General features: G+C 67.4%; 1 protein-coding gene (cut by a window edge). It reads right to left on the reverse strand.

The window, feature by feature from the left end; genetic code table 11:
- On the reverse strand, nt 1-20,465 hold the 5' portion of the coding sequence (locus L540_RS01060; protein WP_043209378.1) for a DUF4347 domain-containing protein. It extends 10,789 nt beyond the left edge of the window; only the first 20,465 of its 31,254 coding nucleotides appear in the window; it begins with the start codon at nt 20,463-20,465; its stop codon lies off the left edge, out of view.
- Nucleotides 20,466-20,470 lie beyond the last annotated feature (5 nt).

Below are 20,470 nucleotides of genomic sequence, written 5' to 3' on the forward strand. Positions count from 1 at the left end.
AGCGTGGCCTTGGAGCTGGTGCCTCCTTCCGAGAAATAGGCCAGGCGGATATCGTTGCGCGCCTCGGCGCGCGTGTAGCCCGAGGAGCCCATGATATTGAGCTGGATGGCGCCTCCCAGCGCCAGGGCCTGCACATTGACGCTGGCCGTGCCGGCCGGTATCTGCCCATTGGGATCGCGCGCCAGGATGCCCACCTCGCCGCGCATGGAGATCGAGGTCGATTTGGCCGCCGACACCGCCTCGATATACACCGATTGGCCGTTGCCGACGATGAGGTTGCCGCCCAGTGTCACATCGCCGTTGCTGCGGATGTAGATGGCATTGGGCTGCGTGCTCGATCCCAGGAAGGTCAGGTTGATGTCCTGCGAGGCCGGCACATAGAAAGTGAAGAGCTCTTGCTGCTTCTTCTCGACCACCTGGGTCAGCGTGGTGGTCTTGGTGCGCAGCCAGCCGCCGCCGCTGGTGTGCGGTCCGTCATTGCGCACGATCACGCTGGTGTTGAACTTGCGGTAAGTCACCACGAAATTCGAGCTCTCCAGCGCCTGACCGTCGATGGTGACAAGCTTGTAGCGGCCCACGCCCGGGATATTGATCGGCCCATTGGGATCCGCCTGCAGCGTCTGCGTGCCGCTGCCGTCCACATAGCCGGGAAGAATGGCATCGTCCAGTTTGCCGCTGGCGGCCAACTGCTCCTTCAGGACGTCGGGCACCGACGACTCATTGGTATAGGCCACCACGGTCGACACCAGCACCGGCCTGGACTGCGAGTAGGTGACATAGGGGCCGTTCTTGGTGGTGTTGTTGTCCGTCAGCCAACCCAGCGGATCCACCCCGTCGCCGATCAGGTTGAACTGCTTGGTCACGAAGGTGGTCGTCGTGGTTTCGCTGGAATCCCAGCCCATGACCCAGACCATGACCTGGCCCTGGGCGGGCTTATAGGTCGTGGTCAGCTGATTGCCCAGACTGCCCACCGTCGCGCTGCTGCCATTGGCATTGACCGATCCCGCGCCATTGTCGTAGACCCAGACCCAGCCGGGCTGTCCCACGCCGGGGTTGTCCAGCTTGATGAACTTGTTCCAGACGGTGTGCACCACCTGGTTCTGGCCATTGAGTTCGTACAGATCGCGCTGGCCGCGCGCCGTGTCGACGATCTCGATGCGCCCCTTGCGATAGGTGCTGACATCGATATCGCTGGTCACCAGCGCATAGGTGGTCTGGTTGTCGATATGCACCGAGGCATAGCCGTTGGCCACCACCAGGTTGCCGTTGCCCACCGAGATGATCTGGCCGGTCAGGGTGATGCTGCCGCCAGCCAGGCGGATGGGATCGAGAATAATGGTCTGCGTGGCGTAGTCGAAACGCCCCGTGATCGCGCCAAAGCGGTTCATGGAGCCATCGGCGCTGTATGACACGCCGCTGGCCGCATAGCCGCTGGTATCCTGCAGGGACTTGTCGCGGTCGCCCCGGAAAGAAGCATCGATGCGGATATAGGCGTCGGTCACGCCGCTTTGGATCTTGCCGTCGATGTTCAGCGTCAGCGCCGAGATGTTCACCGCGCCCAGCGCAAAAATGCGCGAGTCGCGCGCCGCGGTGTTGGACGTCAGATAAGCGGTGAAAGACCCCAGGTTGCGATAGCCCCATTTGAGCAGCGCGTTCTGCTGGAGCTCGTCGGCGCCCGTGCTCACCGCATTGCTCTTGAAATAATCCACCACGAACTGCCAGCTGTACTGCAGGAAGGTGGGATCGGCGCCGGTATTGAACCAGCCGTCGCTTTGCAGGCTGAAATTGCCCTTGGCCTGGATGTCCAGGCTCAGGGCCGAGATCGTGCCGGTGACGTTGATGCTGCCCAGGGTGTTGACCACCGACACCTTGCCCAGCGGATTGACCACCGCGCCCAGCAGATTGAGGTCCACCGGCGCGCGTTCCACCAAGGCCATCATGTCGGCGTCCAGCGCGCCGCCGAAGGGATCGTCGGCCCAGCTGTTCTCCAGCTGGAGCACGCGCACTTCGGCCACGTCCGACCCTCCCGCGCCCTGGACCGAGGTGTCATTGATATACAGATGGCCCGCCTTGAAGATCTTCATCTCCCCATCGGCGCCCGGACGGATGATGGTGCCGTCCATCACCACCGCGTCATTCACATTCATCAACATCGGCGAGTCGTTGACGATGTTGATCTGGGTGTTGGCGCGGGCGTCGATGCCCGCCGCGTGCACGCCGCTGGTATCGGCCGCGCTCACATAGACCGACCCGCCCGAGGCGTACAGATTCGGGATGTCGACATAGAAGGTGTAGAAAGAATCCAGATAACGGCCCTTGCCATCCACCATCTGCAGGCTTTGCAGCTGCTGTTGCAGGGCCGCGATATTGGCCTGGTAGCGGGCCACCGCCTGCGGATCCGAGGCGTGCGCGGCCTGCATCTGGCCCATCTTGCGGATCTGCTCGCTGATGATGTTCTGCTGGCTGGCATAGCGCAGCACCGGCTGGCCCAGGTCCAGGGTCTTGAGCACGTAATAGACGCTGCCCACCTTGTCGGCCGCGAACTCGCCGAAATCCCAGGACAGCGCGCCGTCCTTGTCGTCCTGCGTCAACGAGGCCGGGTTCTTCTTCCAGTAGCTATTGTTGTAGTTCTCCGTGGCCAGGTTCAGGTCACGGCTGTCCAGGCTGTCGTAATAGTAGTAATCAGAACCCTTCTTGATGACCATGCCGGTCGTGACATTGACCTGGATGTCCTCGGGCCGGAAGGCCGTCAGCTCATAGCGCACATCGATGTTCACCGTGCCATTGGCGCCGTCCAGGCTGGTCGAGCCCGGTCCCAGCAGCTTTTCCAGGATGGCGCGGACGATGGGCGAGTTGGCGTCGAAGGTCAGCGAGTAGTCGGTCTGCGTGGGCAGGATCAAGCCCGCCAGGTTCAAGGCATCGATGAGCGCGGCGGGGATCACGAAGATATTGGCCGCATTATTCACACCGGCGATGATGCGCGTGGCCGCCGAGGTGGCCACGCGGCTGGAGGTCTTGTCGACCACGCCGTCCGCCAGGTCCACGGTCGGGTTCAGGTTCAGGCCGATGACCTGCACCGATCCGTTCACATTGGCCTGGTCCAGCATCACGGGATTGGTCTCCAGGCGCACATTGCGCTGCGCCTTGAGCAGCGACCCGGCGCTGCTGGCGCCGTCGATCACGATGCTGTTGATCTGGCGCGCCCGCGCGCCGCTGTCGACCAGCGGAATCTGCGCCACGCCCACCATGGTGAAGGACACGTTGTCATTGGCCAGCAGATAGCCCGTGGACAAGGGATCGGAGACCTTGCCGCTGCCGGCCAGGACGACGATGTTGTCGCCGTCGATGGAGGCATTGTTGATCTCGATGCTGTTGCGCACCGTCAGATCATTATTGCTGTCGGTCTTGCTGGCGCTGGCGACCGAGACCACCAGCATATCGCTGATGGTGGTCGTCACGCCGCGCGTATTGGCGGCCAGCGTCACATCGCCGAAGGTATTGCGCACGAAGGCGCCATTGACCTTGATCTGGGCCAGCGTCCCGTCGGTGCTCAGGTGATTGGTCGACAGGGTGATGGTAAAGCCCGCCACGCCGGTGATCTTGTTGCGCTGGGTATAGATGATGTCATTGGTGATGACCATGTCCAGCATGCCCGGGGTGTCGTAATCCCCCTTGGCAAGGACCACGGTGGCGCCGGCCGTATCGATCGTGTCGGTGGCCGAGCGCGAGCCGCTGACGTCGATGACGGACTGCGGCCGGATCGTGACGTTCTGTTTGCTGACATCGACGCCGGCCACCTTGACCGAATAGGCGCTGAGCGTCGAATTGCCGCGTACCGTGTTGTTGGCGCGGATATCGACCTTGTTGCCGATGACCCGAGAGCCACCGCCGATGCCCACATAAGCGGTGCCGCCCAGGTCCACATCGATCTTGCCCCAGCGGCCCGCCACCAGGGCGATGGTGCCGGCGTCCATGCTGACGTCGGTGGCCTGGGTCTGGCTGGCGGAGATCGAGAGCAGCACGCCCTCCACACGCGCCCCATTGCGGATATCCACCCGCGTATCCAGATTGGTGCTCAACTTGGCGGTATCGGCCGACACCGTGACGCCGCCCACTTCCAGTGAACGGGCCTCGGCCAGCAGGCCGGCCTCGCCATTGCGGTCGGTATGGGTCTGGGCGGTCACGCCGATCACGTCGCCGCGCAGGCTGGCATTGTCGATCACGGTCTTGAGCGAGCCGCCCAGCCGGGTTTCGGCGCTCATCACGCCTACGCCGATCACGCCGCCGGTGATGGACCGCGAATAGGCCCGGCCATAGAACGTGCCTTCGGCATTGACATTGACCAGGCCGGGCGTCGTGCCCGTGGCCGAAGTCGCGCGCACGCCGTTGAGCGAGGCGCCGTCGCGCGCTTCGGCCAGCGTCGTGGTCCCGATGTCCACCAGGGCCCGGTTGACATTGACCGCCAGGCCGGTGGTGGCGGCCACGCCGGCAGTCTGAGTGCGGCTGAAGTCGATGGTCACCAGCGCGTTGACATCCACCACCGGCGCCGACACCTCGGCCTGCGCCACCGAGGCCGTGGTGGTGTCGCGCGCGATGTTTTCCGCGATCCCCACGCCCACCGCGGCGCCAATGACGCCGACCGCCACGCTGACCTGGGTCAGGTCGATCTCGGCCAGCACATGGGTGTCCGCCGTCACCGCCAGATTGCCCAGCGCGCCCACCTTGCCATCGCCGGTGATCCTGGCGCTGACCGTATTGCGGGTGTTGTTGCTCACGCGCACGCCAGCGCCCGCGCCGGCCACGCCCGCATTGGCGGCCACCGAGGCGGTCACCGCCTCCAGGCCCTTGAACTCCGTTTTCTCCAGCGCCAGCACCGACAGATTGTCGTAGGCGCCGACCTGCTTGCCGCCCGCCGTGCCGATATAAGCCGAGACGGTGTTCTCGGCCACGGTATCGACCAGCGATACGACCAGGGACACGCTGGCGCCCGGCGCCAGTCCCAACGCGGCCGCCACGCCATAGGCGGCCGACCGCGTGATGAGGCTGTCATCCTTGGCGCGCACGGTCAGCGAACCCGCGCCGCCGCCCATGCCGACCGTGACCATGGAGCCGTCGATATAGGCCGAGGTCCGGGCGGCGAAACGGTTGCTGACCTGCACGCCCGAGGCGGCCGCCGACACGCCGACGCCGACCACGGCCAGGGCCCCGGCGAAGTTCACGCTGTCCAGGGTGGCGCTGGAGCTGGCCAGCACATCGAGATTGCCCTTGCCCACTGTGATGGTGCTATTGGCGATGTAAGCCTGGGCGCCATGGTTGCGCGACACGCCGTCGCCCGCATAGCTGCCAAAGGTGTTGCTGGCCAGGGATACGCCCATGGTGGCGCCCAGGCCCGCGCCCGTGACAGCCGCCGACACCGCGCCGGTCAGGGCGGTGACGCGGGCGGCATTGTCGGCCGTGACCGACATGCCGGTCCCGGCGCCGAGCGTGGAGCCGGCCACATGGCTGTCCACCTCATTGGCCACCGTCTGGCTGCTGCCCGCGCCCGCGCCGCTCACGGCCACGCCCGTCAGCGCCACGGCCGCCGAGGCGGCCACCGAGGTGCTGTCCAGGGTCGCCGTCTCCTTGGCCGCGACGGCCAGCGTATCCGACACCGAGATCGTCGAGCCGCTCACGCGGGCCTGGACCCCGGAAGCCGAGACATTGCTCACATCGGTGGCGCCCACCGCCACCGAGCCGCCGCTGACCGTCAGGGCCAGCGAGGCGCCGACCGCCTTGGCCATCAAGTTGCTGCTGTCCTCGGCGCGCACGCTCAGGCGCGCCATCTGCGCGCCCGCGGCCGCCGACAGCACGCTGTTGTCCACATAGGCCTGGACGCTGCCCAAGGCCTTGTTGCGCGCCAATGCCGCGCCCACCGACAAGGCCAGGCCCGAGCCCGAACCGGCGGCGCTGGCGCCCACGGCCGTCGCCCGCAGGGTCGAGGTATTGGTGGCCGCCACGGTCAGGCTTTCGGCCGCCCGCGCATTCGGGTCGATCTGGCTCAGCCCGTCCACATAGGCGCGGGTCTGCGCCTTGGAGGTGTTGAAGGCCGAAGCGCCCGCGCCGGCCAGGGCCACGCCCTGCAGCGCCACCGCCACCGCGCCCGCCCCCACCTTGGCCTCCAGCCACTGCACGCTGTCGGCCGTGACCGAGATCGCGCCCAGATCGGAGACCTGGGTCTGCGTCAGGCCGGCGCGCGCGCCCGCGCTGTCGCTGATCTGGTTTTCGGCCAGAGAGGCGCCGATGGCCAGCGAAGCGCCGCCCGCCGTAAAGCCCAGGCTGGCGACCACCACGGTCGCCTTGATGGTGCCCGTCATATCGGCGTCGATGACCAGCGCATTGCCGCCATTGCCGCTGATGCGTGAGCCGTTGACCAGGGCCGTCGCCGAAGAGCCGATGAGGTTGCTGGCATTGGCGCCGCCGCCGGCCAGCGACACGCCGCCCAGGCTCACGCCCACGCTGACCGAGACCGCGACCGACACCGTCGTGATGCTGGCCTGGCTGTCCGCCTTGACCGTGATGGCCGGCGTGCCGACAAAGCCCACCCCGTCGATGCTGGCCAGGGCGGCATTGCTGATTTCATTCTGGGCCAGCGAGGCCGCCACCGACAACGCGGCGGTCGCGCCCAGCGACACCGCCACGGCGATGGCCACCGCGGCGATGGTGCTGTTGATCTCGGCCTGGTCCAGCGCCTTGACCGTCACGCTGCCCGCCGCAAAGGGCAATTGCCGGCCCTGGTCGCTGATGCGCGCCGTGATGCCGGTCTGTATCTTGTTGACGGCGCGCGCGCCCGCCCCGGCGCCGGAGATGGCCAGGCTGGCGCCGTCGACGATGGGCGGCGCATAGGCCACCGACACCGCGACCGCGCCCGCCACCACGACCGCGTCTATGCTTTGCTGCCGGTCCACGCTGCCATCGGCCTTGAAGCGCACATTGCGCGCATCCACCGTCACCGCGCCCGCCGTGACGGCGCTGCCGTCCACCGCCGCCACGATCTGGTTGACCGGACGGCCCGCGCCCAGCCCGACCACCTGGCCGGCGCTGTTGACGTCATAGCCGATCACATTCTCGGCCATGGCCACGCCGATCGAGGCCGAGGCGGCCGCGTAATGGCTGACCGATACCGAAGCCGACATGCCCAGCACCACGGCATTGATGCGCGACAAACCGAGCGCCAACACATCCAGGTCGCCCGCGGCGCCCGCGCCGCTGGTGTCGATACTGGCGTCGCTGATGCCGGCCTGCACGCTGGCGGAAATGACATTGCGCGCCAGCGCCCCGCCGCCGCCGATGGCGGCGTTGGCGCTCGCGCCCACCGACACGGCCACCGAGGCGCCCAGCACCACCGACAGGATGTCGGCCTCTTGCATGGCGCTGATCGCGAGGCTGCCGCCGCCCGTGGCGATGCTGCCGCCCGAGATCGCCGCCTCGACAGTATTGAAGACCTTGTTGACCGCCACGCTGGTGCCCACTGCGATGGCCACCCCCGCCGTGCCGGCCTGGACGGCAACCGCGCCGCCCACCGCGATGGCGGTGATATCGGCGTCGTCGGAGGCGCTGACCGTCACCCCCGCGCCCGAGGTGCGCAGATGGGAGTCCTCGATCCGGGCCCGGACCACGGTGGCGATATTGCTGATGGCCACCGATACGCCGATGGAGGCGCCAGCGCCCACGTTGCCGGCCGAGACCGCCACGCCCAGGGCGCCGGCCACGGCCACGATGCTGCCGCTGTTCTCGGCGTTGACGCGGATCGCGCCCTGGTTGCCGGCCGCGCTGTCCACGCGCGTCAAGCGCGCCTCGACCGAGCCGTCTATGGTGTTGCCGCTGCCGGCGCCCGCGCCGGCTCCCGCGAAGCCCTGTCCCACGGCCACCGCCGCGGCCACGCCTATGGTGGCCGACACGATGCGCGAGCTGTTGCTGGCCTCCACGGCCATGCCGGTCTGGGTGCGCACCGTCGTCGAGCTGGCGGCATTGCCGCTGCTGCTGCCGTCGATATAGGCCAGGGTGTGATTGCCGATCCAATTGTCGGTCACCGCCACGCCGGCCGCGATGCCCGCGCCGCTGCCCGGCGATACCGCCACGCCCAGGCCGCCGGCGACCGCCAGCACATAGCCCTCGTCGCGGGCCTGCACGGCCACGCCCGGCTGGCTGCCGCTGACGGCCAGCGATTCGATCAGGCGGGCATTGCGGATGCCGGCCTCATTGCGGCTGTTGACGCGGTTGATGGAGACCGAACCGCCCACCGACACGGCCGCCGTGCCCACGGCCACGCTGCCGGCCACGGTGAAATTGTGGATGCTGCCCGAGAAGACCGAACCCACCTGCACATGTCCGCCCCGCACCGCGCCTTCGGTATCGCGGATCTGCGCCGTGATGCTGTGCGAACGCGACACGCCCAGCGGCGCGCCTCCCACATAGTTGTATGACAGGCTGGCGCCCACGGCCACGCTCGCGCCCTGAGTGCCCAGGCCCAGCGCCACCGCCCCGGCCAGGCTGTTGATGGTGGAATCGTCGCTGGCCTGCACCCGCACATCGCCATCGGCCGCCACGGCCTGGCTGCTGGTCGTCTCGGCGATTTCCGCCGTGATCGAATTGGCGATCCAGTTCAGCACCGCCGAGCCGCCAAAGCCCACATTGGCCCCCGAGCCGCCGACAGCCACCGCGCCGCTGACGGCCATGGCCGCGATCTGCGCGTCCAGGCCCGGCGGCATGTCGTCAGGACGGGCAAAAGTGGCCAGGACCACGATATCGCCCGCGGCCGACAGCGCCGAGCGCAAGGCGCCGGCATAGATGGTGTCGAACACCTGGTTGACGGCGAAGGCCATGCCGGCGGCCACGCGGCCGCCGGCCGATACCGAGACATTGCCCGCCAGCGCCGAGATGCTCGCCGTGTCGCGCGCCAGGATACGGATATCCCCGGCGGTCGCGCCGACCGTCGAATCGCTGATGGTCGCCTGCACCGTATTCTGGATGGTATTGACGGCCAGCGAGCCGCTGACGGCCACGCCGGCGCCGCCGGCCAGGCCGACGGCCACGTTATAGATGCTGGCGCGCTCCTCGGCGCTGACCTGCACGGCCTGCGCCGTCACCTGTGCGCCCTGGATGCCGGCGCGCACGCCATTGCGCATATCGGCCACGCTGACCGAAGCGCCGATGGCCGCCGAGGCGCCCTGCGTGGTCGAGACACCCAGCGCGCCCGCGGCCGTCACGATCTGGCTCTTGTCCTGGGCCGACACCAACAGGCGTCCGCCCTCGGCGCGCACTTCGCTGCCGGCCGCCGCGGCGCGGTTGTCGATCACGGCCTGAACTTCGGTGCGCGACAGATTGACCCCGATGGCGCCCGCGCCGCCCAGGGCCTTGCCCCCGGCGCCGGCCACCGTGATGCTGAGCATGCTGTTGGTCAGGCCATGCCCCTGGGTCAGCGCCCCGATGTCCAGCGTGATCAGGCCGCCGCCGCTGTCAAGCCGGTCGATCACCTTTTGCAGATTGACGCCGCCCGTGCCGCTGCCCGCGCCCAGCCGGATGGCAATGCCGTCACGGGCATTCTCCAGCGAACTGGCCAGCTGGTAGGCAAAGCCGCCGTTCTGCGACACATTGATGACGTAATAACGCTGGCCATCGACCAGGCCGTCGATCACGCGGCCGCCGCTGTGATAGACCACCACGTCGCCCGTGGCCAGGCCCGCATCGTTGGCAAAGCCCAGGCTGTCCTCGCCCGCGATCTGGCTGTGAATGAAGGACGCGGCCAGGGTCGCGTCCTGCGCGGGTCCCTGGGCAATCGTCGTCTGCTCCGTGCCATTGGCCTCGGTCGAAGTCGTGGACTGCGAGGTCTGTTGCGCGAGCTGCACGCGGGTGATGCCTATCATGGCATCGGGATTGACCGCCGTCGGCTTGCCCTGGTTGTCCAGCTGCTTGTTGCCGGCGGCATCGGCCAGGTAGTAGTCATAGCGCTTGGTCGCGGCATTGAACTCGGCCACATAGCCCAGTTCGGCCAGCGTCACCGCGCTGCCGTCCACGTGGCTGAAACGCAGCGTCTGGCTGTCGATCACCTCCACGACATAGACATGGTCGTTGGCCAGCCCCGTCAGCACCCCGTTGGCGCCCAGGTTGATGACCACCTTGTTGCCAGTCTCCAGGCCATGGGCCTTGGGCAGCGTCAGGCTGCCATCGGCGTTGAGCCTGGCGCCGGCCGGATTGTCCACGCTGAAGCGCTGCGGCGCGCCGCCCACTGTCGCGCCGCTGAAATCCACCAGATTGCCCTGGCCGTCGCGCAGCTGGAAGGACACCTGTCCATTGGCGCCCCTGACCAGGCCGCTGACGTAATACGTCACCCCGACCTTGAGCACGTCCTGCCCTTGACGCAGGATGCGGTTGGCCAGCACGTCCTCGATCCGCCCATTGGCCAGCGAGCCGCTGTAGACAATGGCCGAGCCTTCCTGCAGGCCGTCAAAAGCCGCATGAATGACCAGGCGGTTGCCGGCGCCATCGACGCTCACCGTGGCGTCGGCCCCGTGGTAGGGCTGCAGATTGACGCTGATGGCCTCCTGCATGCGTACATGCGCGAAGCGCACGCCCGTGAGGGTGCTGCCGGCCGCGAAGGCCAGCGCCTTGCCGCGCAAGGCGTCTTCCTGCGTGGCGGCCAGCTGGATGATGGCCTGCCCGTCCGGCGCCTCGCGCCGGATGATGTAATAGATGCGGTCGGCGCTCAGGCTGCCGCCATCGGCCAGGCGGATATTGCCCGCGCCCGCGCTCAGATAAATGCCGTCTCCGGTCTGCCAGCCGGAGAATTCGCCGCCGCCCGCGCCTTGCGAGACCGGCAGGCCGGCGTTGCCGCTCGTATCCTTGCCATTGATGATCTCGGCCGCCGCGCCCTCGAAGACCAGCGTGCTGCCGCCCTGGTTCACATGGATATCGCTGTCGCCCACGGCCAGCACATCGCCGCTGGTGAGCTGCGCATTGCCGCCGGCGGCCATGGGATCGACCAGGCCGGCGAAGACATTGACATCGCCGGCGACGGCCCGCACGTCGCTGGCGACGATGGCCGCCGTGACCTTGGGATGAGTCGTCGGATCGCCATTGCCGTTGACGGTGGCGATCTGCACCCCGGCGCCCGAATCGGCCAGCTCTTCGTCGTCGAAGCTCAGGAGATCGCGATCGAAGGCGGTGTCGCCGCCCATGATATTGACCGCCACGGCCAGGCCCACGGCCGCGCCTCCAGTGGCGATGGCGCCGGCCACCGTGATGGCGTAGAGCGCCGCGGCATCCGAGGCATTGACGCGCACGGCGTCGCCGCTGAAATTGGCCGCCTGGCCGGCCTTGACCGTGCTGCCGGAAATGCGCGCCTCGGTCGAGCCGCGCATCATATTGACGTTGACCGCGCCGGCCAGGGCGAAGGTCTTGGACAGCGCGCCGGCCGCGCCCACCGAGACCATGAGCGGCGACGCGTGCGCGGAAACGTCCAGCTTGCCCTGCACGTCGATGGCGCTGTTCTCGATCAGCGCGCTGGTGCGCGAGCTGAATTCATTGACGCTGACCGATGCGCCCACGGCCACCGAGCCGCCCAGCGTCATCGCCACCCCGCCGGTCACCGCCGCCAGGGTATTGTTTTCGGTGGCCGTCACCGTCAGGACATTGGCCGTGATGCGGCTGCTGTTGGCCACCGCCGTGCCGCCGCTGTAGCGCGGCAAGACATAGGCCGCCACGGCCGAATGCACGCGGTTGACCTGCACCGACCCGGCGCCGGCGAACTGCGCGTCGCCCAGGCCCACGCCCACGCCGACCGCGCCGCCGCCCAGCGAGGACCGGTCCTCCGCGCTCACGCTGACCGCGCCGCCGCCCGCCGTATCCACGGTCGAACCCTGAATGCCGGCCAGCACCGCGTTGCCGATCTCGTTATAGCTGATGGCGATGCCCACGCCCGCCTTCTTGCCCACGCCGGCCGCGCCCGTGATGGCGATCAGCGTGGTCTTGTCCAGCCCCGAGACGCTGACGTCATGGCCGCTGCTGTCCGCACCGTCATAACGGACCTGGCTGTTGAGGATATAGCTATCGATGCGGTTGCCCACCACATTGACGGTGATGGAACCGCCCACGCCGGCGCCATCGCGCGCCATGCCCAGGGCGCCGGCAAAGCCGACCACCGTCTGGGTAGACTCGGCCGAGACATCGATCCTGCCGGTATACAGCAGATCGGTGGCCTGGCGGATGCCGGCCTCGACCTGGGTGCTGCTCACATTGACCGCGACGGCCGCGCCCACCCCGGCCTTGCCATCCGAGATCGCGCCCGAACCGGCGATCGTGACCAGCACGCTGGCATCGCGCGCCGTGACCGAGACATCTCGCGCCTTGATCTGGCCGGTGGCATTGCCCAGGCGGGCGATGTTGTCATAGAGCGCCACGCCGACGGCGGCCGAACCCGCCGCCGCCACGCCCTTCTGGCCCTTGGCGCCAGCCAGGCCGGCGGCCATGGTGGCCGTCACGCCGTTGCGCCGCGCCGACAGCGCCAGATCGCCCGCCACGATCAGGCTGCCCACGGCCGCCACCTCGGCGCGCGCCTCGCCGGACAGCAAGTTCATGCTGTAGGCGCCGGCGATGCCGATATTGGATTTGGCCGTATCGGATTGGGCGAAAGCCGCGGCGCCCGACAGGGCCAGGGCGTGGGTGTTATTCAGCGCGTCGATCTTGACGTTGCCGCCGATGGTAATCGTCAGGCCCTCCGCATTGATGTAGGCCTGGGCGGTGTCGTTGACGACATTGATGGCCGAGGCGCCGGAAATCGCCAGCCCGGCCTTGGACTCGGGCTGCTTGGCCGAGCCGCCGCCCGCCCCGCTGTCCTGCGTCAGCGTCGAGGTCGCGTCGCTGGCCGACTTCAGCTTGTCGGCGACGTCGCTCTGGGCGGCGGGGTCCGCCGGCGCGGGCGTCTCGCCCGGCGCCGCCTCGCCCTGATCGGCCGGCCCCTTGATGGCCAGCATGTCGCCGCCGGTGCCGCCGCTGGGCGTTCCGCCGCCCGGTACGGTGGCGCCCGTGCCGTCGCCGGCGCCGGCCACGGGGCTGGACACGCGCGACCCGGACACCGCCAGATTGCCGACAAAGCCCCGGTTCCGGCTCAACAGCTCCAGCGCGCCGGCCGAGAAACTGCCGATCCCCGAGGGGCCGTCGCTGCCGTCGAGCAACTCGCCGATCAGCGCCTGGGTGTGTCGATTGATATCGTTGATGGCCGCGCTCAGGCCCACGCCCACGGCCTGGGAGCTGGCGACCGAGCCGGCCACCGTGCCGACCCAGGTCGCGTCATCGGCGCGGATGGTGGCCGTACCCGCGGCGTCGATATCAGCGCCCCGGCGCACCTGGGCAATGGTCGTGGCGTCGCTCACATTGATCAACACCACGCCATTGGCGGCCACCGTCTTGGCCTGGCTGCCCGAGGCGCCCACCGTGACCGAGATCACTTCATTAGTGGCCTCGACCGTCAGGTCGCCGGAATTGATGACGGCGGCATTGTCCACTACCGCCTGAGTGTCATGCGTGGAGGCATTGACATAGACCGACACGCCGATGGCCGACCCCTCGCGCGAGCTGCTGCCATAGTCAAAACCATCGACGCGCGGCGTCAGATAGCCCTTGGCCAACTGCTTGCCATAGGCGAGGTAGTTCTGGCCCTTCTGCTTGGCCGGCGCCTCGGCCACGGCCTTGTCGCCGCCGATGGCGATATTGGGCAAGAGCACATTGCCCACCAGGTTCAGGTCCTGCTTGGAATTGACGGCCGCGATGCTTACCGCGCCGGCCGGCCCCCCGCCGGCCCGGGTGTCGATGCGGCCGCCGATCTTGGTCAGCGTCTCGGTGCTCTGCACCTGCACCGTGAAGGCGCCGGCCAGGGCCAGCTTCTTGCTCTTGGAGTTGGCGCTGGTCCAGCTGCTGAAGCTATTGGAAATCCCGCCCGAACTGGTCAGCGTGGCCTGCAAGGTATTGAGGAACTTGCCCGCCGCCGCCCCGGCCACCTTGGCCTTGGCGGCCGTGTCCGTGGCCTGGCTCCAGGCCGTCTCGATACCGTCGAAAGGTTTGTACAGGTTGACCAGCCACAAGCCCAGCGGATCGATCTGGTCCAGCGTCCTGGCGGCAATATCGACCTCTCCGCCCAGGGTGGCGATGCTGGCGCCCGACGCCATGTCCACCTTGGTGCGCAAGCTATCGATGGCGACGGACACGGCCGCCGCCGCGCCCAGGTCCGAACCATCCGGACCCACGTTGCGTTCGACCTGGTCGCTGGTGACGTCGTTCTTCTTCTTGAGGAAGGCCTGGCGATCGGCGATGGCCTTGTCATCCACGGCCGTCATCACCTGGTACTGCATCGTATAGCGGGTCACGGCCTCGACCGTCACACCGCCGCCAGCGGTCGAGATCAGCGCGTCACTGCCCAGGGTGACTTGGGTGTTGACGTTATTGATGCCCAGGCCGACAGCCGCCCCGACCTGGAACTCGGTGGAGGTGCTGTTCTGCTCCTTCTTGAGGTCTGCTTCATACTCATCCTTATCTTTCTGGGCATTCTCGGCCTTGATCTTGGTGATCTCGTCCTTGAGCTTGCCGTCTTTCCGCAATGCCGAAAAGAAGGCCTTGACGTTCTGCGTGACGACACCAAAGCCATTCACCGCGCCGCTGGCCACGGGGCCGCCGATCTTGCGGCCGGCCAGGCTCTTGGCCTCGAGCACCGTCTGGTCCACATAGCTCACGCCCGTGGCCTGGCGTCCGCCCAGGCTGGTCTTGACCGCCACCTTGCTGCCCTGGTCCAGGGTCAAGGCCTGCACGATCACCTTGTTGGCGCCGTCGGGCACCGTGGTGTCGCCCGTGCCGCCGGCCGTCAGCTTGCCGTTGACGACCACCTCGGTGCTGATATTGTTGATGGCCAGCCCCAGGGCGGCGCCCACCTTGGCGTAGCTGGCGTTATAGCGGCCCTTTTCCTGGGCCGGGCCGGTCGCGGGCGGGGCCGCCGGATCCTTCACAGGCTTGGTGTCGTCGCTCTCGGCCATGGCGCCCGAGGCGCTGACCGTGATGTCCGTCTTGTGCTTGGTGATGGCCTGCACCGTCACATCGCCGCCCGCGCCGCCAAACGAAATAACGCCGCCCGGGCTGACGTTCACGCCCGTCATCAGCTCGGCCGTGTTGCCGATGGTGACCTTGGCGCTGCTGTTGACGATGCCGATGCCCACGCCGACAACGCCCGGCAGCTTGCTGATGGTCGACGGCAAGAGCGAAATCGTCATCTCGTTGTCGACCTCGGAGAGCACCGAGATGTCGCCGGCGGCATAGATCTTGCCGTTGACCGTCACCTCGGCATTATTCTCCAGTACGCCGACGCCCACGCCCACGATCTTGGCGATCAAGGGGCTCAACTTGACCTGGGCCTTGGTCCCTGCCTTGATCGAGACGTCGCTGGCCGAGATGATGCTCGTGCTTGCGTCGATGTTGATGCTGGCGCTGTACTTCACCCGAGCCCAGGCCGCCTCGGCCGCCACGCTGTCAAGAAGGGGCATCAGGGCATCGTAGATGCTGTTCACGCCCGCGCCCAGCTTGGCGCGCAGGCCCGTATCGGCTTCGGCGTTCTTGACCAGCGGGTCCAGGTCATACTGCGAGCTGTCGAGCTTGGCGCTGATGGTCACGCCAGCGCCCGCGGCGTCGAGCGCCGACAGCGTGGCATTGGTGATCGTGACGCTGGTGCTCAGGTCGAAGATCTGCCCATAGGCGCTGCGCCAGGGGCGGTAGCGCTGGGCCAGCACCTCGATGGCGCCGGCGGCCAGCACGATATGAGTCGTGACGGTGCCGATCCGGATATCCTGCGCCTCCAGGCGCAGCAGGTGTGTGGAATCGAGGGTGATGTTCTTCTTGATCTGCAGCGTGCCGGCGCGGATGGTCACGTCCGTACCCGACGTCGTTACATCCACGTCGATGACCGCGTCCTCGCCCAGATCGAGGATTCGCTCGAGATTCTGGGCATTGGTGCCGAGATTGACCCCGAACAGATTGCCCGCCGCGCCCATCAGCGAGGACAGCACGGCCGTGCCGGTTACGGGAGAAATCAATTGCAGCGTATTGCCGCTGCCCCCGCTTGCGGCCAGCGACACCGTCACCGAACCGCCCGCCACATTGACCGGCTGCACCACGATGAAGCTGACGTTGCTCTTGTTACCCTTGAGCGTGTTGTAGCCTCCATCGCTCTCCAGGGTCAGCCTGCCCGTCCAGTTCTCGGCATCCAGCGTCGTCGCCGTGCCGGCAGCATTGCGCGCGGCCAGCGTCACATTGTCCATGGCCGCGCCGCCGCCACCGGCGCGGGCCATGTTCACCGCGTTGGTGAACGTCCCGCCGTTGAGGTAAGACACCTGGGAGGACGTGAGGACAGCGCCGTAGACCGAGTCCACCCGCAGCGTGTTGTAGCCGCCGGCCTGAGTGAGGATGTTATTGCCCGCGCCGGTCGAAAAGCGCTCCCAGGCGTCGGCGGCCACATAGCCGTAACTCACCAGAAAGCTATTGCTGCCGCCGCCGGAGCGGATCGTCGCATTCGAGCCGGCCAGCATGAAGCGCGTCGAATGCCCGGCCGCCAGGGCGTCGCCCGTGAGCACACCGTTGGCCGAATCGCGGAAACTCTGGCTGGCGCCAAGAAGGCCCAGCCACTTGGCCGCCTCCGACAGCACCGTCGCGCTCTGCGACACATTGCCCTGGTCGTCGAGCGTGATCAGCGTGCCCGGCTCCAGGCGGAATTCGCCGCCATAGCCGGCGTCGCGCGCGGCCTGGCTGTAAGCAACCACGAGACGGCCATCGGCGCTCAGGCTGGCGTCCAGGGCATAGAGATAGTCCCAGGCCGTGGTGGTGTCGCTGTCGGGCAGCGGCCGTCCGGCATTGGGTCCTTCGGCCGCGATCCGGATCGGCTGGCCGTCTTTGTTGACCATCACACTGCCGGCGATGGCATTGAGGATGTCCTGCAGGGTGTTCAGACCCTCCAGGCCGACCTCCAGGCGGTCGTCATTGGCGAAGACGAACTTCAGCGCCGGCCCGCTATTGTCCTGGTATCCCGATGTCAGGTCGGACAAAAAGGTCTCGGTCGTCAGGCCGGTGAAGCCGGTGGTGTCCACCTGGCTGCCGCTGCCGCTGATCTTCAGGTCGAAATTCCTGACATGGCTGAAAGTGGTCTTGAACGCCCCCGCGCCCGCGCCGATGTCCATCTGGCCGTCGGTCAGCTTGAGATTCTTGCCGCCGGTATCGAACCGGATGGTGTTCCCCCCGGCCGAGCCGATCACGTCCGAGGCATATCGATTGCTCAAGACAAAGATATTGGACAGGCCAGCGCTGCCATCGAGCACCGCGCGCCCCTCGAAGGCCGAGGTATCGATCCAGTTGCCGTACTCGCCGCCGATGACGCGCGCCGAGGTGACATGGCTATAGGTCGAGCCCGTGGTCGCGCCTTCGGCGCGCAGGATCTTGCCAGCCTGGGTCCCCAGGCCGTCGGAAACAAAAGACACCCAACCCAGGCCGCCCGTCGCCTGCTTCTGCGCCAGCCATTGCGCGGGATCGATGCCGCTCAGGCCGTCGGCCACGACCACCAGCTCGGTCGCCGCATCCGCGCCCGTGCCGCCGGTGACCGCATACTGGCCGCCCATCAGGAGGATCTGGTGCTGGGTGCGATCGCCGCTGCCGGCCTTGATCGCGCCGCCAGCCATCAAGCCGCTGACCAGTACGGTATTGCCCGAAAAGGCCGAGGCGTCGATGAGGGTCGAGCCCAGGCCGCCATTGAGCTCGGCGTCGCTGAACACCCCTTGCAGCAGGTTGTGCAGCGTGGGCGTGGCCGCGCCCGCGGGCAAGGCCTCGCCGTCGCTGGCGTAGCTCGCCAGCAGTTCGCCGTCGCTGAGAGTGAAGTTCCAGTTGCCGTCTTCGGACAGGGTATTGCTCAGGGACCCCGCCTGCGCCACCAGCACATTCGAGCCCTGGTAGCCGGTAAAGATATTGTGGCCCAGGCCGCCGCGCAGCAGGTTGTCGCCCGCGCTGCCGATCAGCGTCAGGTCGCCCGCATAGCCGGAGCCGTCCAGCGTGACCCGCGTGCCGGCATGATAGACGCTGCCTGGCGCGGCGCTGCTGTCGATGGTGCGAAAATCCTGCAGCGTCACGGCGCTCACGCCGTAGAGCCGGACCGTGTTGGCAGACGTCGCGCCCGGCGGGGTATTGCTCAACACCGCCGTGACCTTGTCGCCGGTCAGCGTGGCATCGCTCTCGACGCCGCCGATATATGCGGTGCTGCCCCCGCCCAGGTTGCCATTGCCGTAGACGACGTCGTTGCCGCCCCCGCCGCTCACGCGGTTCACTCCGCGGCTATTGGCCACGGTGATGATGTTGTCGCCCAGGCTGCCGACGATGTCGTTGTCATAGCTGCCGCCCGCGCCGATCACATTGCTGATATTGAGCACGCCGGCCAGGCCGCTGGCGTCATAAAGCGCGGTCGCCTCATCCTGGTAGTTCAGGTTGACGGTGACGTTGTCTTCATAGGCGGAATAATCCAGCGTGGTCTTGCCCGCCACGCCGATGAAAATCTGGATATCGAGATTGCTCACCAGCGCCGTGGCGCCGGCAAAATTGCTCACGCTGCCGTCGCCCGCCACGCCCGCGCCCAGATATACCGTCACGCCGCCTTGCGTCTGCACGCGGGCGGTGACATCGGCGCCGAATTGGGAGAGGTCCAGGGTGTTGCCGCTTTGGCCACCCTGCTGGGTCAGGGTGAATCCGCTCAACCCCGCGCCGACGATGTAGGTATTGCCGCCGCCGCTGCCTGTGATGATGTCTTGCGCATTGTTGATGGTGACGGTGGTGTCGCCCACCACGGTGATACGGTTGCCGCCCTGCGTGGAACCCTTTACCGCGCTGATCGCCCGCACATAGCCGAATCCGGTCGGCGGCGGCGGCGGCACGGCTTCGCCATTGCTGTCCGCCGCGGGCCCGGACAAGTCCACGGTCACGCCGGTGGCATAGCCGCTGTAGTCCAGCAAGGTCTTGCCGCTTTGCGAGGTGCCCACCAGGTTGAAGGTCTTGTCGCCGATCTTCAGGTTCTGGCTGCCGTCGGCCGACTTGAACACCACATTGACCGTATGCTCGGTCCAGTTGTCATTGTTGTCGACCGTGGTGTAGCGGATCTGGTAGCTGTCGTTGTTGCTGATGATGGCGGTGACATTGCCCTTGATGGCCGAGAAGTCCAGCGTGTTGTTGCTGTTCTCGTCGTCCTCGTTGCGCACCCAGACGCCATTTTCCAGCTTCATGCCCTGGCGCAGTTCGATGGTCGTGGTGGCCGCGGTCGAATTGTTGTTGAACACAAACGTGTTGTCGCTGCCATAGCCCACCAGGGTGTCGTTGGTGGCCACGCCGGTCAGGGTCGAGCCGCCGGTCTGCGCGCCGGTGGACGTCGCCATCAGGCCGTCCCAGCGCGCCACGGTAAGCGTGGTGGCCTCGATGGCGCCCTTGCTGTAGTCCAGCACCCAGTCGCCGCCCAGCGCCGCGCTGCCCACGCTATGGGTGGCCGCGGCCACATCGGCGCGCGTGATGGCCGACAGGCTGTCGACAAAGGACACGCCGCCGCGGCCCGCGGCCACATTGCAGCCATAGAGCAGGATGTCGCCATCCTCGGCCATCGCATCGCCCCAGGCGCGCAATTGGTCCTTGTGAGCATCGAGCTGGCCCTCGCCCAGCGTGGCGCTGCCCAGCGTGAGCGAGCCCACGCTGCCATGGCTCATGATCTGCACCGCCGCCAGGTCTTTGTGCTGGGCCAGGATCTGCGTGATCTGGTCCACGCCATCATAGCGGCCGTCCAATACGATGATCTCGGTATCGTGGCTGCGCAGCACCTGCAGCTGCGGGCCCTCGCCCGTCGGCGTGGCCAGGCCGCCCAGGCCCTCGGTCTTGCCGCTCACCAGGCTGTAGAGGCCCTGGACCATCTCCTCGGCGTTCTCGATGGACGGATCCACGAAGATGATCTGGCGCACCGGCGTGCGCTCCGATTGCGTGGTGTAGCCCTCCAGCGCCGTCAGCGGCGCGGCGGCCTCATGGCCCGGCAGCCAGGCCTTGGCATCGCCCTGGCGCGCGGCATTGGCCTTGGCATACTGGTCCAGCGAGATCTGCTCGCCCAGCACGCCCTGCTTGTGAAAGGCGGCGCGCTCGACCAGATAGGGATGCGCGCCCGGCGCCTGGGGTTTCTTGGCCTGCGGACTGGCCTGGCCAGGATGCGCGGGCGCCACGATGGGCGCCTCGTCGCTGGCCGGCGGCGGAGGCGGCGGCACCAGTTCGGCCGACATCAGATAGCGTCGCTCCAGCGCCTCGAACAGGGGCCGCCGCCGGAACAGGGATTGCTGCACCTCGCGTGAGGAACGGCCGGTCCAGAGTTTGCGCGCCAGTTTCTTGATGCTCATATCGC

The sequence above is a fragment of the Bordetella pseudohinzii genome (assembly GCF_000657795.2).
In the GTDB taxonomy this organism is placed as follows: Bacteria; Pseudomonadota; Gammaproteobacteria; order Burkholderiales; family Burkholderiaceae_B; genus Bordetella; species Bordetella pseudohinzii.